Origin of the sequence: Thalassospira profundimaris WP0211, assembly GCF_000300275.1 — a bacterium.
Classification (GTDB): domain Bacteria; phylum Pseudomonadota; class Alphaproteobacteria; order Rhodospirillales; family Thalassospiraceae; genus Thalassospira; species Thalassospira profundimaris.
The window spans coordinates 134,671-153,181 of sequence record NZ_AMRN01000012.1 but is presented as its reverse complement, the minus strand read 5'-3'; the positions used below and the strand labels follow the sequence as shown (position 1 = coordinate 153,181).

Here is an 18,511-nt window from a genome sequence, read left to right as displayed (position 1 = left end):
AGTCCTGGTTCGAATCCAGGTTCCCCAGCCACTTTGCCTCAACTTTCCCACGACACTTTTCGACCAACCACAATGTCGCCCAATTGCAGCGCGAACACGTTCGATTTAAAGTGCCTGATCATTGATGGCATCTATTTTGGACGGGGACGTTGCATGAAAAAGGTTTCTGGTGGCTGCCTGTGCGGTAAAATCCGCTTTGAGACAGTAAGTGAACCGCTTCGGGTCGGGCTCTGTCACTGTATGGATTGCCGCAAGCATCACGGGGCGCTGTTTCATGCCTCGGCCATTTTTCCGGAAACGGCGGTCGAGATGACTGGAAAGACCCAAAGTTATCAGGGGCGGCATTTCTGTCCTGATTGCGGATCGTCGGTGTTTTCATGCAGCGATGACGAGATCGAGCTTCATCTGGGCGCGATGGATGCCCCGGATCAGTTCGTCCCGACCTATGAGCTCTGGACGATCCGGCGTGAAAAGTGGCTGCCGGAATTTCCTGTCAAACACCTTTACGAGCGCGACTGAACCATCAATCACCGCAACGCTGCCTAGTCACTTAAATGGCAAGGCGGTGATGTTTGATCGGGCTTGTCCGCATCAGCTGTGGCCTGCCCGTCAATATAGCGCGTCCCGTGTTCGGTGATCAGCACATCGACAGGCACGTCATATTGATGCGGAAGAATGTCATCAAGCCGGGTGGCTTCAAATCCGATACCAACCACCAACGGCTTTCGCGTAAGCGTCGCCAGTGTCCGGTCAAAAAACCCGCCGCCATATCCCAGACGATACCCTGCTAGGTCGAACCCGACCAATGGGGCCAGAAGCACATTTACAGCGACTTCCTTGCTATTGGCCGGTTCGGGGATCCGTGCAAAGCCCGGCACCATTTCGGTATCGGGCGTCCAGTCATGAAAGATCATCGCCTGATCCTTGCCTGGAACCACCGGCAGGGCTGCCTTACCGCCAGATTTGACATGGGCCGCAACCACCGGACGCAGATCAATTTCGTTCTGGATCGGCCAATAAAAACCAATTGTTGCGGCGGGACGATCCTTGAGGAAGGTCGCGAAATGAGCACGAATTTGATCGGAGAGTTTTTGGTGGGTTTGCGCATCAAGTGCGGCGCGCCAGCCAAGCAAAGCCCGCCTGACCGCGTGGCGCCATTCCGACTGTGTGGTTGCATCACCGCCAACAGGTGCGGCAGGAAGATCAAGGATCATGAATGCCCGAAGAGTTTGCGGGTTTGATAAAAGTCACGCGTTCAGGCTACATCAACAAGCGGGCCCCAAAAACGCATAACGCGCCGGAAGGCCGGCGCGTTAACGGTTGTCAGCAAAGAAAGCTGCAAGCCAGATAGAAATTTAGAGAATGGCGAGTTCTTCTGCCGACATGCGGCCGTTGCGACCTTCAATCAGCTCAAACTGAATTTTCTGCCCTTCATCAAGTCCCTGCAGACCAGCACGCTGAACAGCGGTGATGTGCACGAATGCATCTTTGCCGCCCTCGTCCGGGGTGATGAAGCCATAACCCTTGGTCGCATTGAACCACTTAACCGTTCCGGTAGCCATATCCGTAGTCGTCCTTAGTTTAGTATGCGCATCCCCAAAGTCAGGAATGCATGAAAACAGTCCCTGCATTACACCGACCAAAAGCGCAACCACCATCAACCAGAGAGCGACCACACACTTGAAAGATGCACTGCATCGTTTCAATAATTACCCAATTTTCGGCTTAGTGCAATGGATTCATGCATGAAGTTCTTTTTTCGCTACCACGCGTAATCGACCATGTGACGCAGGTCACCATGCGGCACCTGCCCGGAACCAGACACACCCATAGATGAATCAAACGCAGAAACGAATTCCCGTAAAGGTTCTGTATCGCGGCAGATCAGCGAGATGTCGACGGTGATCACCGGCGGCAACTCGGCCTCGATGATATCGGTGCGACCAAACATGCGGATATTGGTGCTGTCACCAATGATCCCGGTCAGTCGTCCGGCCGCAAGCAGCTCGACAGCTTGCTCGAGACTTCCGAGATCATGCCAGACAATCTCGCCACGGATCGACAGACTCGGCCTTGGCAGGTTGGCAAGAATTCCGATATCGACCTGAGGCAGGGTGCGGATATCGGCACCGATACGCTGGAACACACGAAGTTCGAAGCGAACCTTGCTTTTTGAGGCAATGGTGTCCTCAAAACGTGCCGGGTGGGATGCAAGAATACAGTCGGTCAGCCCCGCATCAAGCGCATCGCGAAAACGGTTATAGGGAAAAACATCAAAGGCAACCGGACGCTGTTGCGCGCCAAGCAGGGTAATGAACCGCCGCTGACCGGGAAGAGCATATTGGCTCCATTTGGCGTCAAACACGATATTGCTGGCAACGCGCACCGCATCAGTTGCGTTCGCACCAGAAACACCAAGACCGCAGACAACAAAAAGCCCGACAAACAGGGCTGCTCGCATCGCTATTCGGCTGGAAACAAGGATCAATTAAACGCCCTGCCATAGTGGTTATTACAGATGCCGTCACGTGCAAGCCGTTCCCGGGCAACAATCGACTAATAGCCATATAAGGTCGCCCGATCTGAATACCAGATAGTGATAATAGAAAGACTGCCCCGCACACCGTCAGGAAGGATGAAATGAAGTTCTTGCGCCAAATCGGGGCAGAAGGCCAGACAGCCTGAAAATGGATAAAATCAGCAGATTTTCATGGCAGGCAGAGTGATCATTCTACGATCCGGCGTCGTATATGCCATTACCGACTTTTCAGGCGTCAAGCGCAAGACGCCGTTGTCACCTGACAATATAGAAAGCCATTCATTCGGGATGTCTGAATTTGTCATTGTCTGAGGGGTAGAAGTGCGTGACAAAGCCCCTTGCTTTAGACGATGATAGAGCAAGCCTAATATAAAAAGTATATCTTGCACCTAAATGTGCACGGGCACCCTAGAGCATCGGTTAATAGCGATGCAGGGTTTAAGTTGGGACACGCTTGACTGAATGGATATGATATTCGGATCGGATAACAGGAAGTGACAGCGACAACCAAGATCGCAAACCCACGCGACATTGCGCATAACGTTATGGCGCTCGTCAACGAGCTCAACTTGCAGCCGACGCCGCAGGTTTACCATGTTTTCTACAGCTACCTGACAGACGAGGTGCCCGAACTCAGTCAGTTGATCAAGGTCTTGATCCGCAACACGCAGGATCTTGATGAAGAGACTGTTTTCCGGATTTACCACAAGTACCTCGGCACCCACGCGATGCAACAGCATCTGAAACAAGGGGTCGAGGGGCTGCAGTCTGCTGTCGAACGTGTGGAAATGGCGGTAACGTCGGTCATGCGGGAGACGGATACTTTCTGTGGCGATATCGAGGTCGCATCACAGCAGTTGCTGGCCTCGGACATCTCATTGGAGGACGCCCGGTCTGTCAGCCGTGGCTTGTCAGAAAGATCCAGCAAGGCGCGCGATACATATAGCTCCTTTAACGGCAGTCTTGAGGAATATCACAAGGAAGTTCTCAGGGTCCGTACCGAGCTTGAGCTTGTGCGCCGGGATGCCCTGACCGACACCTTGACCGGGATTGCCAACCGCAAGAATTTTGACACGTCGCTTCGCGATGCGGTGACGACGACAATGGAATCCGGCGCGCCACTCTCGCTTTTGATGATCGATATCGATCACTTCAAGGCGTTCAATGACAATTTCGGGCACCGTGCCGGTGACGGGGTCCTGAAGGCTGTGGCAAGGGTGCTGGTCAGTTCGACAAAGGGTGCAGACACCGTTGCCCGTTATGGTGGCGAAGAGTTTGCGATCATCCTGCCCGATACAGAGCCGGAGAACGCGGCAAAGCTCGCCAACAAGTTGCGACAAAACGTGTCAAACCAACATATTATAAACAAAAAAACCGGCAAGGATTTCGGCAAGTTAACCGTTTCAATTGGCTTGACGGCCTATAATCTTGGAGAGAATATAATGGAGTTTGTGGACCGTGCGGACAAAGCGCTTTATATGGCAAAGCAGGATGGCAGGAACACCTGCGTCACGCAGTGAAAAGCGCTCTGGCGGACCACGTCAAAACAGGGCATGAGTGAAGACATCTCTGAAAACAGAGAGCCTAGATAAAAAAGATCAAAAAAATCAACCAAGACACCGAGCCAACACACGTGTCCTAATAGGCCGAAAAGAACAGAAACGATGGTCTAACAATCGGGTCTGTCATGTACAACATAGTAATATGTTGCACCGGCTTTGCAGGGCGGAGAAGCAGATGAAGACACCCAATAGCGAACGTAAAATCCAGCTAGAACACAAGATTTTCAAAACGTTCGAGGAATGCCACTTTCAGAAGTCTGATATCTCAGACGAAGCTCTTTTTGTCCTGAAAATGGCAGAAGGGTCGGTTGTGTCTTTGCCACTTAAGGCCATTTGTCGCGAATTCGACATCGATCCGAACTCTGCGGATGGTGAGCTGATCGGTCTGATCGACAAGTCGCTTAACTTTGTCAACGTCCTGCGCCCGGGCGACAACCTGCCGCTTGAAGTTCTGACCGGTGAAGCATCATGGGCTGTTGACGAAGATCACAAGGCGATTGCCTATAACCGTATTACCATGCAGTTGGTAACCTGGATGTCGGGGAGCGAAGAACTCATTACCGACCCGGACCAACTGATGCAGATAGCCGAAGATCCGAACACCAAAAAGAAGATCAACCAGGCTTTTGACGAAGTTGCCGAAAAGCTTGGGTTTGGCAAAGAAAACCGAGAAGAAGTCGTCAATCTTGTGCATCAGGTCGCTGATGAGCTGTCCTATATCGAGACGCTCCGCGTGAAGTATCGCAAGATCCTGATGGTGGATCGCAAGTTGCAGGACCTTCGCCGCATCTATGCGCATGAAAAAGGTGTTCTCGAAACCGTCACACAGGCTATTCGCCTGCTTGATGATGCCAAGAAGAAGTTCGAAAACACGTTTGACGAACTTGATGCCAATACCGGCGAGATCATGTCGGTTCTGCGTAACTTCACGTCGCAGCGGCAATATATCCGAAGCCAGCGTGATGACCTTTACAAACGTCTGCGCGCGTGGGAACCACTGATCGAACAGTGGGAAGAGCTTGAACTGGAACGCGGTCCCAAGGCTGTCAATCTGGTCAAACAGACCTATCAGTTCCTGGCCCCGCGCTTCATGAAGGTCAAGCAATGGCTGCTGATGACAAAAGTGCAAGACGGTGTTTCTGAACAGCATAGCTTCAAGAACGAAGACGAACGCATGGGCAAGCTCAAAGGCAAGATGATGCAGTGGTAGCCCTGCCCGCCCTGCTGGGAATAGAGAAAAGGCGCGCTGTTCAAGCGCGCCTTTTGTGTTTCTAAGCTGCCTTGTCGACCTGACTTAGCGGGCCTTTTCACCGGTCATGGTAATTTTAAGCGCCACATGATCATCCAAAACCGCAATCGACTTTGACGCATTTGCCGGCACCGGGACCTTGCGATCAATGCAATAGGCAATCATCGCAGCGGCAAGCTCTGCGCCTGCGGTTGGCACAATCAGCTTTTGACCTTCATCAGAAGTAACCGTCATACGCGCGATGACTTCCGGTTTGCGTTCCACCTCAAAGCTGCTGATCTGACCGGGCGGAAGCGCTTTGCCAGTGCGTCGACCATGGGCCAGAATTGCCTTGATCAGTTCGCCGTCCTCGAAAACGATACAGCGTATCTCGCGCATGGTCGGAAATCCTCAAAACAGTTGTTTGATTACATATTGTTATGATGAAACAACAAAACAAACATCAAATTCAGGCAACGCGTTGAAATAATGCCCAAAGCACAACCAAACGCCGCGAACGATCACCAGATCAGCTGCTTGCCAACCAGACGCCAACGCCGATCATCAGTGTTCCGGCGACCCGATTGAGGATGCGCACGTTACCGCTTTTTTCAAGGAAGCGACGCAACGACCGCCCACCGGTGGCATACATCGTCATGCAAATCAGCTCGGTCACCAGAATGATCGCAACCAGCACTGAAAGCTGCGGCGCGATGGGATGCTGCAAACTGATAAATGGTGGCAGCAGGGAAATCATAAAGGCCCAGCCCTTGGGGTTGGCAATCGCGGTCACAAAGCCCTGTGCTGCCAGCCCGGCGGCTGTTGCTGTCTTGGCACCTTCGACTTCGCCGGAGATTGCCATGCGCCCGCGCGAACGCCACAACTGAATGCCAAGCCAGGCCAGATAGGCCCCGCCGATATACTTAAACACCGCGAACACGGCCGGATATTGCAGCATGATCGCCGCCACGCCCAGTGCCGAGGCAACCACCACAATGCCCACACCGATCAATTCACCCACCATCATCCAGAGTGTGCGTTTCAGACCGATTGTCATGCCAAGGGTCAGCGCAAGTGTCATGCACATACCCGGCGTAATGGAGACAAAGAAGGCCGTGGGGATGAAGGCCCCGATCAACGACAAACTCAGCATAATGGTTCCTGTGGCTTGGATGGCGCTCCGCCCTGACCGTCACTATTGGGGGCGTGACGTCATCAGGGACGAAATCACTACCCGATTAGTCAAATTCCGACCAGTATCTTTTTGGTATGGCCGAAATGACATTTCGGTTGCCGTGTAGCACGCTGCCAAAACAGCACAATGGCCCGAATATCGTAACAGAAACGCACAAGCCAAACCCGGCCCCGCTAAATTCCACTCAAAAAACAGACCAAAAGGTACAAAAATTACTTGACCTGAAGGGGCCCGCCGACGAAATTGGGGACGTCGCCAGCAATAGCTGGCATCCAAATCCAATTGATGAAGACCGATGACCGCAGACATTTGCAACATTGATGCATATGCCGACCGTGCCGAAGCAACCGCTTCGCGCGCGCTTGCGCTGTCTGCCCTCAACCTAATTTCCGGTCTCCTTGGTCTAGCAGAGCTAGGCGCTCTACGACTTACTCGCCCCTGAGCGACTCATGCCGGTCCGGATCACACGAATAGCTTGTCGATCCATTTACCGCAGCTCAGGGGAAAAAGTCGCGCCAGACGGCCCGCACTCCTTCCAGACAGAATTTACATACCGGGCAAAGCCCCGTTTGATCAGGAAACAAGATAATGGCTAGTGCAAACGACAATCGCGTCATCATTTTCGACACCACCCTGCGTGACGGGGAACAGTCCCCGGGTGCATCGATGACGCTTGATGAAAAGCTGCGCGTGGCGCACGCACTGGCGGAACTGAAGGTTGATGTCATCGAAGCAGGCTTTGCCATCGCATCGAACGGCGACTTCCAGTCCGTCCATGAAATCGCCAAGCAGGTCAAAGGACCGACCATCTGTTCGTTGGCACGTGCCGCCAAGGGCGACATCGAACGCGCAGCAGAGGCATTGGAACCGGCTGAAAACAAGCGTATCCATACCTTCATCTCCACCAGCCCCCTGCATATGAAATACAAATTGCAGATGGAACCGGAACGCGTTCTGGAAAAGGTGATTGAAAGCGTGACGCTGGCGCGCAAGTTCACCGACGATGTTGAATGGTCGGCAGAAGACGGTTCGCGTACCGAACACGACTTCCTGTGCCGTTGCGTCGAAGCGGCCATTGATGCCGGTGCCACCACCATCAACATCCCCGATACGGTTGGCTACACCACACCGACCGAATATGCCGAACTGATGACCATGCTGTTTAACCGCGTGCCGAACATCGACAAGGCGATCCTGTCGGTTCACTGCCACAACGATTTGGGTATGGCGGTTGCCAACTCGATCTCGGCGGTGAATGCAGGTGCCCGTCAGATCGAATGCACAATCAACGGTCTGGGCGAACGTGCCGGTAACGCTGCACTTGAAGAAATCGTGATGGCGATCAACACCCGCAACGACGCCTTCCCGTTCACCACCGGCATTGATACCACCAAGATCATGAACGCATCGCGTCTGGTTTCCGCTGTTTCCGGCTTTGTCGTACAGCCAAACAAGGCAATCGTTGGCGCCAATGCGTTTGCCCATGAAAGTGGTATCCATCAGGACGGCTTCCTGAAGAATTCCGAAACCTATGAAATCATGAAGCCGGAATCGATTGGCTTGAACAAATCAAGCCTGGTCATGGGCAAGCATTCCGGTCGCCATGCGTTCAAGGAAAAGCTCAAGGAACTGGGCTTTACCGATTTGGGTGACAACGCGATTGAAGATGCGTTTGCACGCTTCAAGGACTTGGCGGACAAGAAAAAAGAAGTCTATGACGACGATATCGTCGCCCTGGTCGATGACGGCATGCGCGACAACGAACATATCAAGTTCGTTGGCCTGACCGTTACTTGTGGCTCCAAAGGTCCGCAGACCGCGGAACTGGAATTGACCGTTGACGGCGAAACCCGCACGGCCAAAACCACCGGCGATGGCCCGATTGATGCGACGTTTAACGCGATCAAGGAAATCTATCCGCATGACTGGCGCCTGAAGCTTTATCAGGTGCACGCCGTAACCGAGGGCACCGACGCCCAGGGCACGGTCACAGTCAAACTCGACGGCGAAGATCGCACGGTTGTTGGCAACGCATCCGATACCGATACCGTGGTTGCATCCTGCCTTGCCTATGTCACGGCAGTGAACAAGCTGATCGAAAAAAGCAAGAAAACCGCACCGGATGCGATGGCATCCTAAGCAAAGCTTAGCGGTTTACATCCAAAGGGCGGCACCTGTGCCGCCCTTTTCTTATGTGTGAATGGTGGCGCAGCCAACGCTGTGATAGAATTTGGCACCCGTGAATGGAGTTGCCCATGGCCCGGCCAAGCAAAGCTCTGCGTGCGTTTCCATATGCTCTGATCGTTACGATTGCTGTGGCCCTGTCTGTTGGCATGGTGACAACCTCCACAAACGCGTCCGAACAAACGCCGACAATGCAGTCAGGTCAGCCTGTCACCGTTCCATCGCTGCCCTACCCCAAAAGCGGTTTGAGGCAACGCCTGATTTCCGCCGGGAAAGCCATCCCTAGCGTTGATGAAAGCCTGCAAGCGGGTATTCCAGCAGTTTATTTCGAACCGGCTGCGGGCAATGGAACCACGAAGCCTCCTTACCCTGCCGTCGTCGCCCTGCCCGACTGTGACAACCATTTTCCCGAAACGTGGATCACAATCCTGCGACAAAGCGGATACGCGGTGCTTTTGATATCGCCCCCTGATGCCCATCCGACGCAAGATTACTGTGGTGGCGGGGAACTTCAAACGCCCAAACACGGTCTGTCCTATTGGGCGTTCGATGCCATCAGCGCGCTTCATTACCTTGCCGGGGTAAAATCCATTGCGCCAGCAAACATTGCCGTCTTCGGTTATGGCTATGGTGCCGGCGCAGCGCAGCTGGCGATTTATCGGGATGGGCATGCCAAACACTACCAACACCGATTTAAGGCGCTTGTCGGGCTCAGACCGCAATGTATGTCGGAAATGGACAACTTTGTGCCAAGCCTGCTTGTGGCGGTCAAAAATGATCCGTTTAACCCGCCGGCATGGTGTGAATGGCGTATGGATCGCGACCTTTACGACAGGCGTGAACCCGTTCGGTTTGAAGTCGTTGAAAGCAGCGAAATGATTGAAAAACAAACGACTCGCACAACGTCGCAAATAGAAAACAGTCCGCTTGTAGTCTCACTGGTGACAGATTTCCTTTCTGCAATGGGCATCTCAGAAAATATAGGACGAAATTGAATTTCTCCGCCAAGACCATATTACTGATCATGTTTTTGATGCCTTATTTCAGGAAAATTACGCGCCTTAATTATTCCTCAATCCCCTGAGCAGATTATTCGTGCATCGGCTTATTCCTTACGCTATCAAAGCCGGTACATTCGCTTTTGAGATTTTACTTTTAACCGGGGCATAGGGCAGGAATGTTTTCCAAGCTTCTTGGGGTTTTATCCTCCGACATGGCGGTGGATCTGGGCACCGCGAACACACTGGTTTACGTTAAGGGACGAGGCATCGTTCTGAACGAACCATCCGTGGTGGCCATTACCGACGAAAAAGGCAAGAAACAGGTCCTTGCAGTTGGTGAAGAAGCCAAACAGATGCTCGGTCGTACCCCGGGGTATATTCAGGCGATCCGCCCGTTGCGTGACGGCGTTATTGCGGAATTCCACATCGCCGAGGAAATGATCAAGCACTTTATCCGCAAGGTCCATAACCGCCGTAACTTTGCCAGCCCGGAAGTCATCATCTGCGTACCGTCGGGTTCGACCGCAGTTGAGCGCCGCGCCATTCAGGAAAGTGCAGAAAGTGCTGGCGCGCGTAAAGTCTGGCTGATTGACGAGCCGATGGCAGCTGCCATTGGTGCCGGCCTTCCGGTGACGGAACCGACCGGCTCCATGGTTGTCGATATCGGCGGTGGCACCACCGAGGTTGCCGTTCTCTCGCTGGGCGGTATCGTCTATGCGCGTTCGGTACGTGTCGGTGGTGACAAAATGGATGAAGCGATCATTGCTTACATCCGTCGCACTCATAACCTTCTGGTCGGCGAAAGCACCGCCGAACGCATCAAGAAGGAAATCGGTTCTGCCTGTGCACCGGATGACGGTGATGGCGCAACTGTAGAAATCCGCGGTCGTGACCTGATGAACGGCGTTCCGAAGGAACTGCTGATTTCTGAACGTCAGATCGCAGAAAGCCTTGCAGAGCCTGTTTCGGCAATCATCGAGGCGGTGAAAGTCGCCCTCGAACAGACCCCGCCGGAACTTGCTGCTGACATCGTGGACAAGGGTATTGTCCTGACCGGTGGCGGCGCGATGCTTGGCAACCTTGATTACGTTCTGCGTCATGCAACCGGTCTTCCGGTTTCGATTGCAGATGATCCGCTTTCCTGCGTTGCACTGGGTACCGGTCGCGCGCTGGAAGAGAAAAAGATGCTGCGTAACGTCCTGCACACAGCATACTGATAAAAAAGCGGCCTTGAATATCATCACCGGGTCGTATCCTTACTGGACGCGACTCGGTGATTTCGTTATGGTTGAATATCCCGCACGGGATGAAGAACAACCTTTTGGGAATTCGCGGGGAATACATTGGCACAGCATGGTGGTCCGCAGCAGCGTATCTTTTCGCCGTTACGCACGGCCCTTCACCGCTTCGCTTTCATACTGCTGATTTTATCGGCTTTTGGCCTGATGCTTCTGGGCAAGGCCGATACTGTTCTGATCGAGCGGATCCGCGCCGCGTCGGCTGATCTGGTATCGCCGGTGATGAACGTCATTTCCCGCCCTGCGGCCAGCATCAACGAGCTGACCGACAAGATTTACAACCTCGCCCATCTCTATGAAGAAAACGAGCGCCTGCGCCGCGAAAACCAGCAATTGCTGGCCTGGCAGCAAGCCGCACGCAATCTTTCGCATGAGAATGCCCGCCTTCGCGATCTGGCAAGCTACACCTCCCCGCCTGCCCTGCATCTGGTAACCTCCCGCGTGATCGCGGATATGGGCGGCGCCTATGCCCACAGTGTGATGATTTCCGCCGGATCACGCGACGGCGTTGCCAAGGGACAAGCCGTGATTTCGGACGAAGGCCTGATTGGCCGCGTTGCCGAGGCGGGGTATCAGGCATCCCGTGTTCTTTTGATCACCGATATCAACTCGCGTGTTCCGGTTGTTGTGGAAAATTCGCGCGACCGTGCATTTCTTTCCGGTGACAACACCAACCGCCCGCTTCTGACCTTCCTGACTGCGGATGCGGCCGTGGCACCGGGTGACCGTATTTTGACATCGGGCCATGGCGGTGCTTTCCCGCCGGGCATTCCGATTGGTGTTGTATCATCGGTATCGGAAAATGCCGTTCGCGTTGCGCCGATGTTCCGTCGCCATCAACTGGAATATCTGCGGGTTGCTGATTACGGCCTTCAGGGCATCCTGAGCGAGGACCGCATTCGCCAAAGCCAACCGTCCAACGATGCAAACATCACAGAAGTATCGCCGGACCTTCCTGATGGCGTCGGCATTGTTCCGGCAGGCCCGACCGGAAATGACGGCACATCCCCCTCCACCAACGCGGCAGGGGAAGCCCAGTGAAACCCGGCGTCTGGCATCGACTGGACATTATTGCCCGCGGCCTTTTCCCTGCCTTCAGTGTTTTCGCTCTGTTGCTGATTAATCTTCTGCCGCTCAGCGTGCCGTTGTTATCAACCGCCTCACCGGCACTGGCACTGATGGCTGTGTTTTACTGGTCGGTTAACCGCCCTGACCTGTTGACGGCGGTCACAGCCTTCCTGCTGGGCCTGTTGCAGGATTTGTTGATGGGCTTGCCGCTTGGCGTCAGTTCGCTTGTACTCGTGCTGGTGCAGACCGGATCGGCAAGCCAAGGGCGCTTTTTCCATAACAAACCGTTCAGCGTGATGTGGTGGGGCTTTGCATTGGTGGCCATTCCGGCACTTCTCGTTCAATGGTTGCTGAGTTCGGCCCTGATCGGTGCATTGTTGCCCTTCAAGGCCACCATGATCAGCTACGTGTTGACCGCTGCCTTGTTCCCGATTGTTGCCTGGGTTCTGGCGCGCGCACAAAATACCCTTTTGCGTTATGTCTAGGCTGCCATGCGCGAATGATGAACTGCGCAATATTGATGTTTTGGCAACGGCTACTAGCTATGATGGGGAAAGGCTGTTTTAATCCCCGATCAACCGGGATAAAACGGGCCAGAAATTGAACACTCGGCCTTGCGGCTACTGACGAAATACAGGTATCCAACGCCCATGTGGCATCGTGACTCAGACCGGTTCAGACTGTTTACCCGACGCGCCCTGATGCTTGGTGCGGGCAAGGGTGTATTACTGACTGGTCTTGCCGCGCGGATGTACTACCTGCAGGTGCTTGAAAGCGACCGCTATCAGACGCTGGCCGATGAAAACCGCATTTCACATCGCCTGCTGCCGCCGCCGCGTGGACTGGTGACTGACCGTTTCGGTGCGCCGCTTGCGGTAAACCGGCAGAATTATCACATCATGATCGTGCGCGAACAGACCCCTGATGTCCGCCGCACGCTTGAAATCCTGGACCAGATCATCGAGCTTGGCCCCGACACCATCGAGCGCGTTGAACGCGACGCTGCCCGTCGGCGTTCCTTTGTTCCGGTCACGGTGCGTGATAACCTGACATGGGATGAAGTCGCACGCGTTGGCGTCAATGCACCCGACCTTCCCGGACTGATCATTGATGCCGGACGATCACGCGACTATCCCGAAGGACCGCACCTTGCCCACACGCTGGGTTATGTTGCTGCGGTATCCGAAAAGGAACTGACAGGCGATCCGCTGTTGGAATTGCCCGGCTTTACCATTGGCAAAAACGGCATTGAAAAGGTTTATGACTTGGCACTGCGCGGCACGGCTGGCACCAGCCAGGTCGAAGTCAACGCACTTGGCCGCGTTATTCGCGAACTGGAACGCGAAGAAGGTGACAGCGGCAACACGGTTGTCATGACGCTTGATCTTGAATTGCAGCGCTACACCAATCAGCGGCTGTCGGATCAGGAAAGTGCGGCCGCCGTGGTCATGGACATCCATAATGGTGAAGTGCTCGCCCTGTCGTCGCACCCGGCCTATGACCCAAACGCCTTTACCAATGGCATTTCGCACAAGCTTTGGAACAGTCTGGTCAACAACCCGTATGCACCGCTTTCCAACAAAGCTGTGAACGGCACCTATGCGCCCGGTTCGACCTTCAAAATGTGTGTCGCACTTGCCGGACTGGAAGCAGGCATTATTTCGCCCAACCAGAAATTCTTCTGTAACGGGCATCTTGATCTTGGGAATGCGCGTTTCCACTGCTGGAAACGCGGCGGTCATGGCTGGATGAACATGCATGACTCCATCAAGCATTCCTGTGACGTCTATTACTACGAAATTTCCCAGAAAATCGGGATCGACCGCATTGCGGCCATGGCAAACAAGCTGGGCCTCGGCGAAGATACCGGCATTGACCTTCCCAACGAACGTAGCGGCCTGATCCCGACCAAGGACTGGAAGGAAATCCAGCTTGGCAAACGCTGGCAGGGCGGTGAAACACTTATCGCCTCTATCGGCCAGGGCTATGTTCTGGCAACGCCGTTGCAACTTTGCACAATGACTGCGCGTCTGGCCTCCGGCAAGGCGGTGCGCCCGCACCTGACGCGTGACAACGTCACCCCCGAAGGCGTTACCAGCCGCCAGGCCGAAGAATTCCCGGAACTTCAGGTCAGTCGCGCCAACCTGGCCCGAATTCGTGATGCAATGAACGGTGTGACCAATGAATTGCGCGGCACTGGCCATGGCGCACGGATCGCGATCAAGGGCATGGAAATGGCTGGTAAAAGTGGTACCAGTCAGGTTCGCCGCATCACCATGCGCGAACGCCAAACCACGGGCGTGCTCGATAACAATGACTTGCCGTGGAAATACCGCGACCATGCCCTGTTTGTTGCCTTTGCGCCGGTCGATAACCCACGTTATGCCTGTTCAGTCGTGGTTGAACATGGTGGTGGTGGTTCGAGTGTTGCGGGCCCGATTGTCCGTGACCTGCTGCTAAAGGCGCAGGAACTGCAATCTGCGCGTCAGGGCATCTCGGCCGCCGACCAGGCCAATAGTGCAAATCTCCGGCGCAATCCTGCCCACAGCGATCAGGACGAGGGTTAAGCCATGGCAGGAAGCAGATTTCGCATTGGTGAAGACCCGGATTACGTGCCGATTGGCCGCCGGTTGTTGTTGCTGAACTGGACGCTTGTTCTTTTGATCGCAGCCCTATCTGGCATCGGTTTTGCCATGCTCTATTCCGCGGCCAACGGATCACTTCAACCCTGGGCCGAACGCCAGATGATGCGCTTTGCGGTCGGCGCCGCACTGATGATCATCATCGCGGTAACCGATATACGCGTCTGGCTGAAGCTTGCCTATTTCTCGTATTTTGTCGCGCTGATTTTACTGGTAGCCGTCGAAATCAAGGGCGATATCGGCATGGGCGCGCAGCGCTGGATCAATCTGGGTTTCTTCCAGTTGCAGCCGTCCGAACTGATGAAAATCTCTTTGGTTCTTGCTCTTGCACGGTATTTCCATGGTTTGACGCCCGAGGATGTCGGTCGTATCCCGCTTTTGATTCCGCCGATTTTGATGGTTCTTGCGCCCTCTGCCCTTGTTTTGCGCCAGCCTGACCTTGGCACCACGTTGCTTCTGATTGCCGGGGGTGGTGTGATTTTCTGGCTGGCTGGGGTGCGCATCTGGAAGTTCGCGCTTGTTCTCGGTACGGCACTTGCGGCCATTCCGATTGGCTGGCAGTTCTTGCGCGAATATCAGAAGAACCGCGTTCTGACCTTCCTGAACCCGGAAAATGATCCGCTGGGTGCGGGCTATCACATTACGCAATCAAAGATCGCGCTTGGTTCTGGCGGGCTGTTTGGCAAAGGGTTCATGTTGGGTTCACAAAGCCATCTGAACTTCCTGCCGGAAAAACAGACCGACTTTATCTTCACCATGCTGGGCGAAGAATTCGGCTTGGTCGGCGGTATGGCGTTGCTGGGCCTGTATGCGCTGGTGATCACCTATGGCTATGTCATCGCGCTGCGCTGTCAGAACCAGTTTGGGCGCCTTGTCGCCATCGGTGTGACCTCGACCTTCTTCCTTTATGTCTTTATCAACATCGCGATGGTGATGGGGCTGATCCCGGTGGTCGGCGTACCGTTGCCGCTTGTGTCTTATGGCGGCACGGTGATGATGACTATTCTGGTCAGCTTCGGCCTTTTGATGAGCGTATCAATCCACCGCGACATCCGGATTTCCCGGCAAGGTAACGACGACGGCCGGAATTAAAGACACGCATTCCTGATGCACAAACATCTGGCGACACCGGCACATCCGCACTTTCCGATCAAAGATCAAACGGGAACTGGTCTTTGAATTCCGAAAGTGTGCTGAAGTCAGCCAGTTTGCATCGGTTACGCCCGGCTGCCTTGGCATCATAAAGTGCCCGATCCGCCAACGAGTACAATATCCCCGGGATATCGGTGCTTTCAGAGTTCCTCAGAACATCAAATTGCGCGGCAACGTCCTGATCAAATTCGGCCATACCCTGTGCAGACGGCAAGCCCGACACCCCAAAGCTTGAGGTAAAGGAAAGCTTGCTACCGCCGTAGTCTACACTGTTCTGCTCCAGGTCCTTACGCAAACGTTCGGCCAGGATCATCGCCCCCTGCAATTCCTCACCCGGCAGCAAGACAGCGAACTCTTCACCGCCCATGCGCGCCGGAATATCAATGGAGCGCAGTGTTGTTCTAAGCCTGTCTGCCAAGGCAACCAGAACCGCGTCACCGGCCTGATGGCCATAGGTATCGTTCAGCGCCTTGAAACGGTCGATATCAAGAAGAATGAAGGATACAGGCGTATCCCGGCGGCGCCAGACGGCAACAGCGTCTTCCAACCTGCCGAGAAAGGCGCGGCGGTTAGGCAACCCGGTCAATGGATCCGTTGACGCAAGCACTTCAAGCTTTTGCATCGCGGAATTGAGTTCTTCTGTACGCTGCGCGACACGTTCTTCCAACGTGATGTTCGCATTCTGCAGTTCGTCGCGGGCTTTTCGCAATTCCCCGACTTGCTTGCGGATCATTCCGAAAAGCCCGACCGTCACCGAACCAAGCAACTGAACTTCGTCGTCATGACGATGTTCCGGCGGCATCTGAAGCGGGCGACTATCGTCTGTCGGGTTCGCGTTAACGATATAGTTTCCAAGCCGGATCACGGGTCGTGAGAAAACGAAGTAGCTCATTGCCGCAAAACAAAGGGCCATCACCGCCGCCAAAATCATGGTCGCAAGGAAAGACCACGAAAGACGCGTCATGTAGGCGTCCACATAGACCTGTGGATTAAGCTCAATCACCATCTCGCCAATGGTGGTGACAGGTTTACGTTCGGGGTCTCGCACCGGAACAGTGATGGTTTGCAGCCCGCCAAACATCTTTTCAGCCCAACGCGAGACCGGTATTTCACCGGCGGGTCGTTTTAACTCAAAAAAGATACCGTCATCGGCATTGGTAAGAATAACGCGTGCAATGGACCGATTGTTGAGCATCCCGCGCACCATAATATTGGCCAATTCGCGGTCACGCTTGATCATGACTTCAGTCGCGACAGGCGCACTGGAGGAAAAGATACGCTGGTTGCTCTGCTGATAGACACCTTCGAGCCAGAGATAATCCTGATATCCGCGAATGGCGACGATGATGAGGCCAAGAGCAATTGCCAGGAAAAGAGAGTACTTTAACTGACGAGCCGCAATTGTGCTGCCCAATCGCATCCCGGCAAGATCATCAAAATGCTTTTCGTCTGGTTCTCGTGCCAAGCGTCTCGACCTTGTCTTTCTAAAGAGTTACCGGATGATGGCTTTTGCTATTCACGCATGCCATCGCCGGGATGTAACACAAAGTTATACTCTGTGCCGAATGGGGAATTGGCAATACTAAAATCCTTAAAATCCAAGCTGTTCCAATCCCTGCTGCCCAGGACATCGACAAAGTGAGATATGTTTTCGCGTGTGATCGCCTCCATCCTGAAAGAGATTTCGGGATGATGGGAAAGAAATTCAACGCCATGTATGTAATCATGAAGCAATACAATGACCCATGCGCCAGCAAAGAAGTGGCCCCCGTGGGTCATGGTCATCTTGCCGTCTGCGACGTTGCGCAAGCCCGCAGGTGACCAGTTCAGTCCACCGACAAAGACATCTTTCCCGGGTTTCCGCCCTGCTTTCTCCAGAGCCGCAATTGCACCCAGTGCAATATCATCATTGGCAGCCCAGACCGCATCGACGCATCCGCCCCGTCCAAGCCAGTTTTCTGTCTGACGGTATGCCTCATCGTATGACCAGTTTGCCACCAGACGACGCTGTTCGCGAAGAAGCGGAAAACGACTAAGCGCATGATCAAGTCCCTGCAGTCGCTGAAGCGAGGCTGGTGTCTTGCTGTCCCCGGCGATGGATAACAGGCATAGCGGCGCTGGTTGCCGATTTTCGGCTTGAAGACGCGCACTATCGATCAGGGACTTGGCGATGTCATAACCGGCACGCTCGTTATCCGGCGTCAGGGAGAATATCCAGTGATCAAAGTCCCTGCCCGGATAGCCATATGCGTTCTTTTGCTCTTTTGTCAGGTCATTGAGCAACATGATGACCGGGATGCCCCGCTCTTCTGCTTCCAGAACGATGCGCGTTCCCTGCTGATGTTCGTTAACGGCAATGATGTAATCAGGCGCGGGTTCAAGGGCAAAAACCTTCTGCGCACTTTCGATCATCATCTTGCTGTCGCGGTTGCTGTCGAAAACGATCAGTTCATAGCCAAACTGATCTGAAGCCGCCTGCATGGTGTCGCGCACATCTTTCCAGAAACCGCGATCCCCATACCCCGGATTGATAAAGGCGACGCGTGTTGGAACGTCAGTGGCGTCATGCTCCGTCGCTTGTGTGGTCGCCAGTGGCAGGCACCAAAGCATAATCACGAAAAGCAAAACCACCGCGCACGACT

The 18,511-nt window shown here is 54.2% G+C and carries 17 protein-coding genes; 10 read left to right on the top strand and 7 right to left on the bottom strand.

Annotation, left to right across the window (positions count from 1 at the left end):
• Positions 1-153: 153 nt before the first annotated feature.
• Complete coding sequence (locus TH2_RS19125) at positions 154-519, top strand: GFA family protein (RefSeq protein ID WP_008892099.1); 366 nt, start codon at positions 154-156, stop codon at positions 517-519.
• A 23-nt stretch (positions 520-542) separates the two neighbouring features.
• On the opposite strand, the gene TH2_RS19120 is transcribed toward TH2_RS19125, so the two are convergent.
• The 3 genes from TH2_RS19120 to TH2_RS19110 form a co-directional block, all read right to left on the bottom strand.
• A complete protein-coding gene (locus TH2_RS19120) occupies positions 543-1,214 on the bottom strand; it encodes a 5-formyltetrahydrofolate cyclo-ligase (RefSeq protein ID WP_008892098.1) in 672 nt (223 codons plus the stop codon).
• Between the two features lie 141 nt (positions 1,215-1,355).
• Positions 1,356-1,562 carry a cold-shock protein gene (locus tag TH2_RS19115; protein ID WP_008892097.1) on the bottom strand — a complete coding sequence of 69 codons (207 nt, stop codon included), beginning with the start codon at positions 1,560-1,562 and terminating at the stop codon, positions 1,356-1,358.
• 200 nt (positions 1,563-1,762) lie between these two features.
• Entirely contained in the window at positions 1,763-2,461 is a 699-nt protein-coding gene (locus tag TH2_RS19110; protein WP_008892096.1) for a hypothetical protein, read from the bottom strand.
• A 572-nt stretch (positions 2,462-3,033) separates the two neighbouring features.
• Here TH2_RS19110 and TH2_RS19105 point away from each other — a divergent pair.
• Complete coding sequence (locus TH2_RS19105) at positions 3,034-4,059, top strand: GGDEF domain-containing protein (RefSeq protein ID WP_008892095.1); 1,026 nt, start codon at positions 3,034-3,036, stop codon at positions 4,057-4,059.
• A 217-nt stretch (positions 4,060-4,276) separates the two neighbouring features.
• Complete coding sequence (locus tag TH2_RS19100) at positions 4,277-5,311, top strand: hypothetical protein (protein ID WP_008892094.1); 1,035 nt, start codon at positions 4,277-4,279, stop codon at positions 5,309-5,311.
• Between the two features lie 84 nt (positions 5,312-5,395).
• Here the strand turns inward: TH2_RS19100 and TH2_RS19095 are convergent, their stop codons facing one another.
• Both TH2_RS19095 and TH2_RS19090 read right to left on the bottom strand, forming a co-directional pair.
• Positions 5,396-5,728 carry a hypothetical protein gene (locus TH2_RS19095; protein WP_008892093.1) on the bottom strand — a complete coding sequence of 111 codons (333 nt, stop codon included), beginning with the start codon at positions 5,726-5,728 and terminating at the stop codon, positions 5,396-5,398.
• A 130-nt stretch (positions 5,729-5,858) separates the two neighbouring features.
• Complete coding sequence (locus TH2_RS19090) at positions 5,859-6,482, bottom strand: LysE family translocator (RefSeq protein WP_008892092.1); 624 nt, start codon at positions 6,480-6,482, stop codon at positions 5,859-5,861.
• Between the two features lie 630 nt (positions 6,483-7,112).
• On the opposite strand from TH2_RS19090, the gene TH2_RS19085 reads away from it, so the two are divergent.
• The 7 genes from TH2_RS19085 (at position 7,113) to rodA (ending at position 15,809) form a co-directional block, all read left to right on the top strand.
• Positions 7,113-8,663: a 2-isopropylmalate synthase gene (locus tag TH2_RS19085; protein ID WP_008892090.1), complete on the top strand. Its 1,551-nt coding sequence runs from the start codon at positions 7,113-7,115 to the stop codon at positions 8,661-8,663.
• A 116-nt stretch (positions 8,664-8,779) separates the two neighbouring features.
• A complete protein-coding gene (locus TH2_RS19080) occupies positions 8,780-9,703 on the top strand; it encodes a dienelactone hydrolase family protein (protein WP_008892089.1) in 924 nt (307 codons plus the stop codon).
• Positions 9,704-9,885: 182 nt separating this feature from the next.
• On the top strand, positions 9,886-10,926 hold the full coding sequence (locus TH2_RS19075; RefSeq protein WP_008892088.1) for a rod shape-determining protein: 1,041 nt from the start codon (positions 9,886-9,888) through the stop codon (positions 10,924-10,926).
• A 126-nt stretch (positions 10,927-11,052) separates the two neighbouring features.
• Positions 11,053-12,048, top strand: a complete 996-nt coding sequence (gene mreC, locus TH2_RS19070; RefSeq protein WP_008892087.1) for a rod shape-determining protein MreC — start codon at positions 11,053-11,055, stop codon at positions 12,046-12,048.
• A complete protein-coding gene (gene mreD / locus TH2_RS19065) occupies positions 12,045-12,560 on the top strand; it encodes a rod shape-determining protein MreD (RefSeq protein ID WP_008892086.1) in 516 nt (171 codons plus the stop codon). Before mreC ends, mreD begins: the two co-directional genes overlap by 4 nt.
• 165 nt (positions 12,561-12,725) lie before the next feature.
• A complete protein-coding gene (mrdA, locus tag TH2_RS19060; RefSeq protein ID WP_008892085.1) occupies positions 12,726-14,642 on the top strand; it encodes a penicillin-binding protein 2 in 1,917 nt (638 codons plus the stop codon).
• 3 nt (positions 14,643-14,645) lie between these two features.
• A complete protein-coding gene (rodA, locus tag TH2_RS19055; protein WP_008892084.1) occupies positions 14,646-15,809 on the top strand; it encodes a rod shape-determining protein RodA in 1,164 nt (387 codons plus the stop codon).
• A 58-nt stretch (positions 15,810-15,867) separates the two neighbouring features.
• On the opposite strand, the gene TH2_RS19050 is transcribed toward rodA, so the two are convergent.
• Positions 15,868-17,334, bottom strand: coding sequence for a GGDEF domain-containing protein (locus TH2_RS19050; protein ID WP_008892083.1), 1,467 nt, complete (start codon positions 17,332-17,334; stop codon positions 15,868-15,870).
• A gap of 47 nt (positions 17,335-17,381) precedes the next feature.
• A complete protein-coding gene (locus TH2_RS19045; protein ID WP_157194261.1) occupies positions 17,382-18,479 on the bottom strand; it encodes an ABC transporter substrate-binding protein in 1,098 nt (365 codons plus the stop codon).
• Positions 18,480-18,511: the final 32 nt, after the last annotated feature.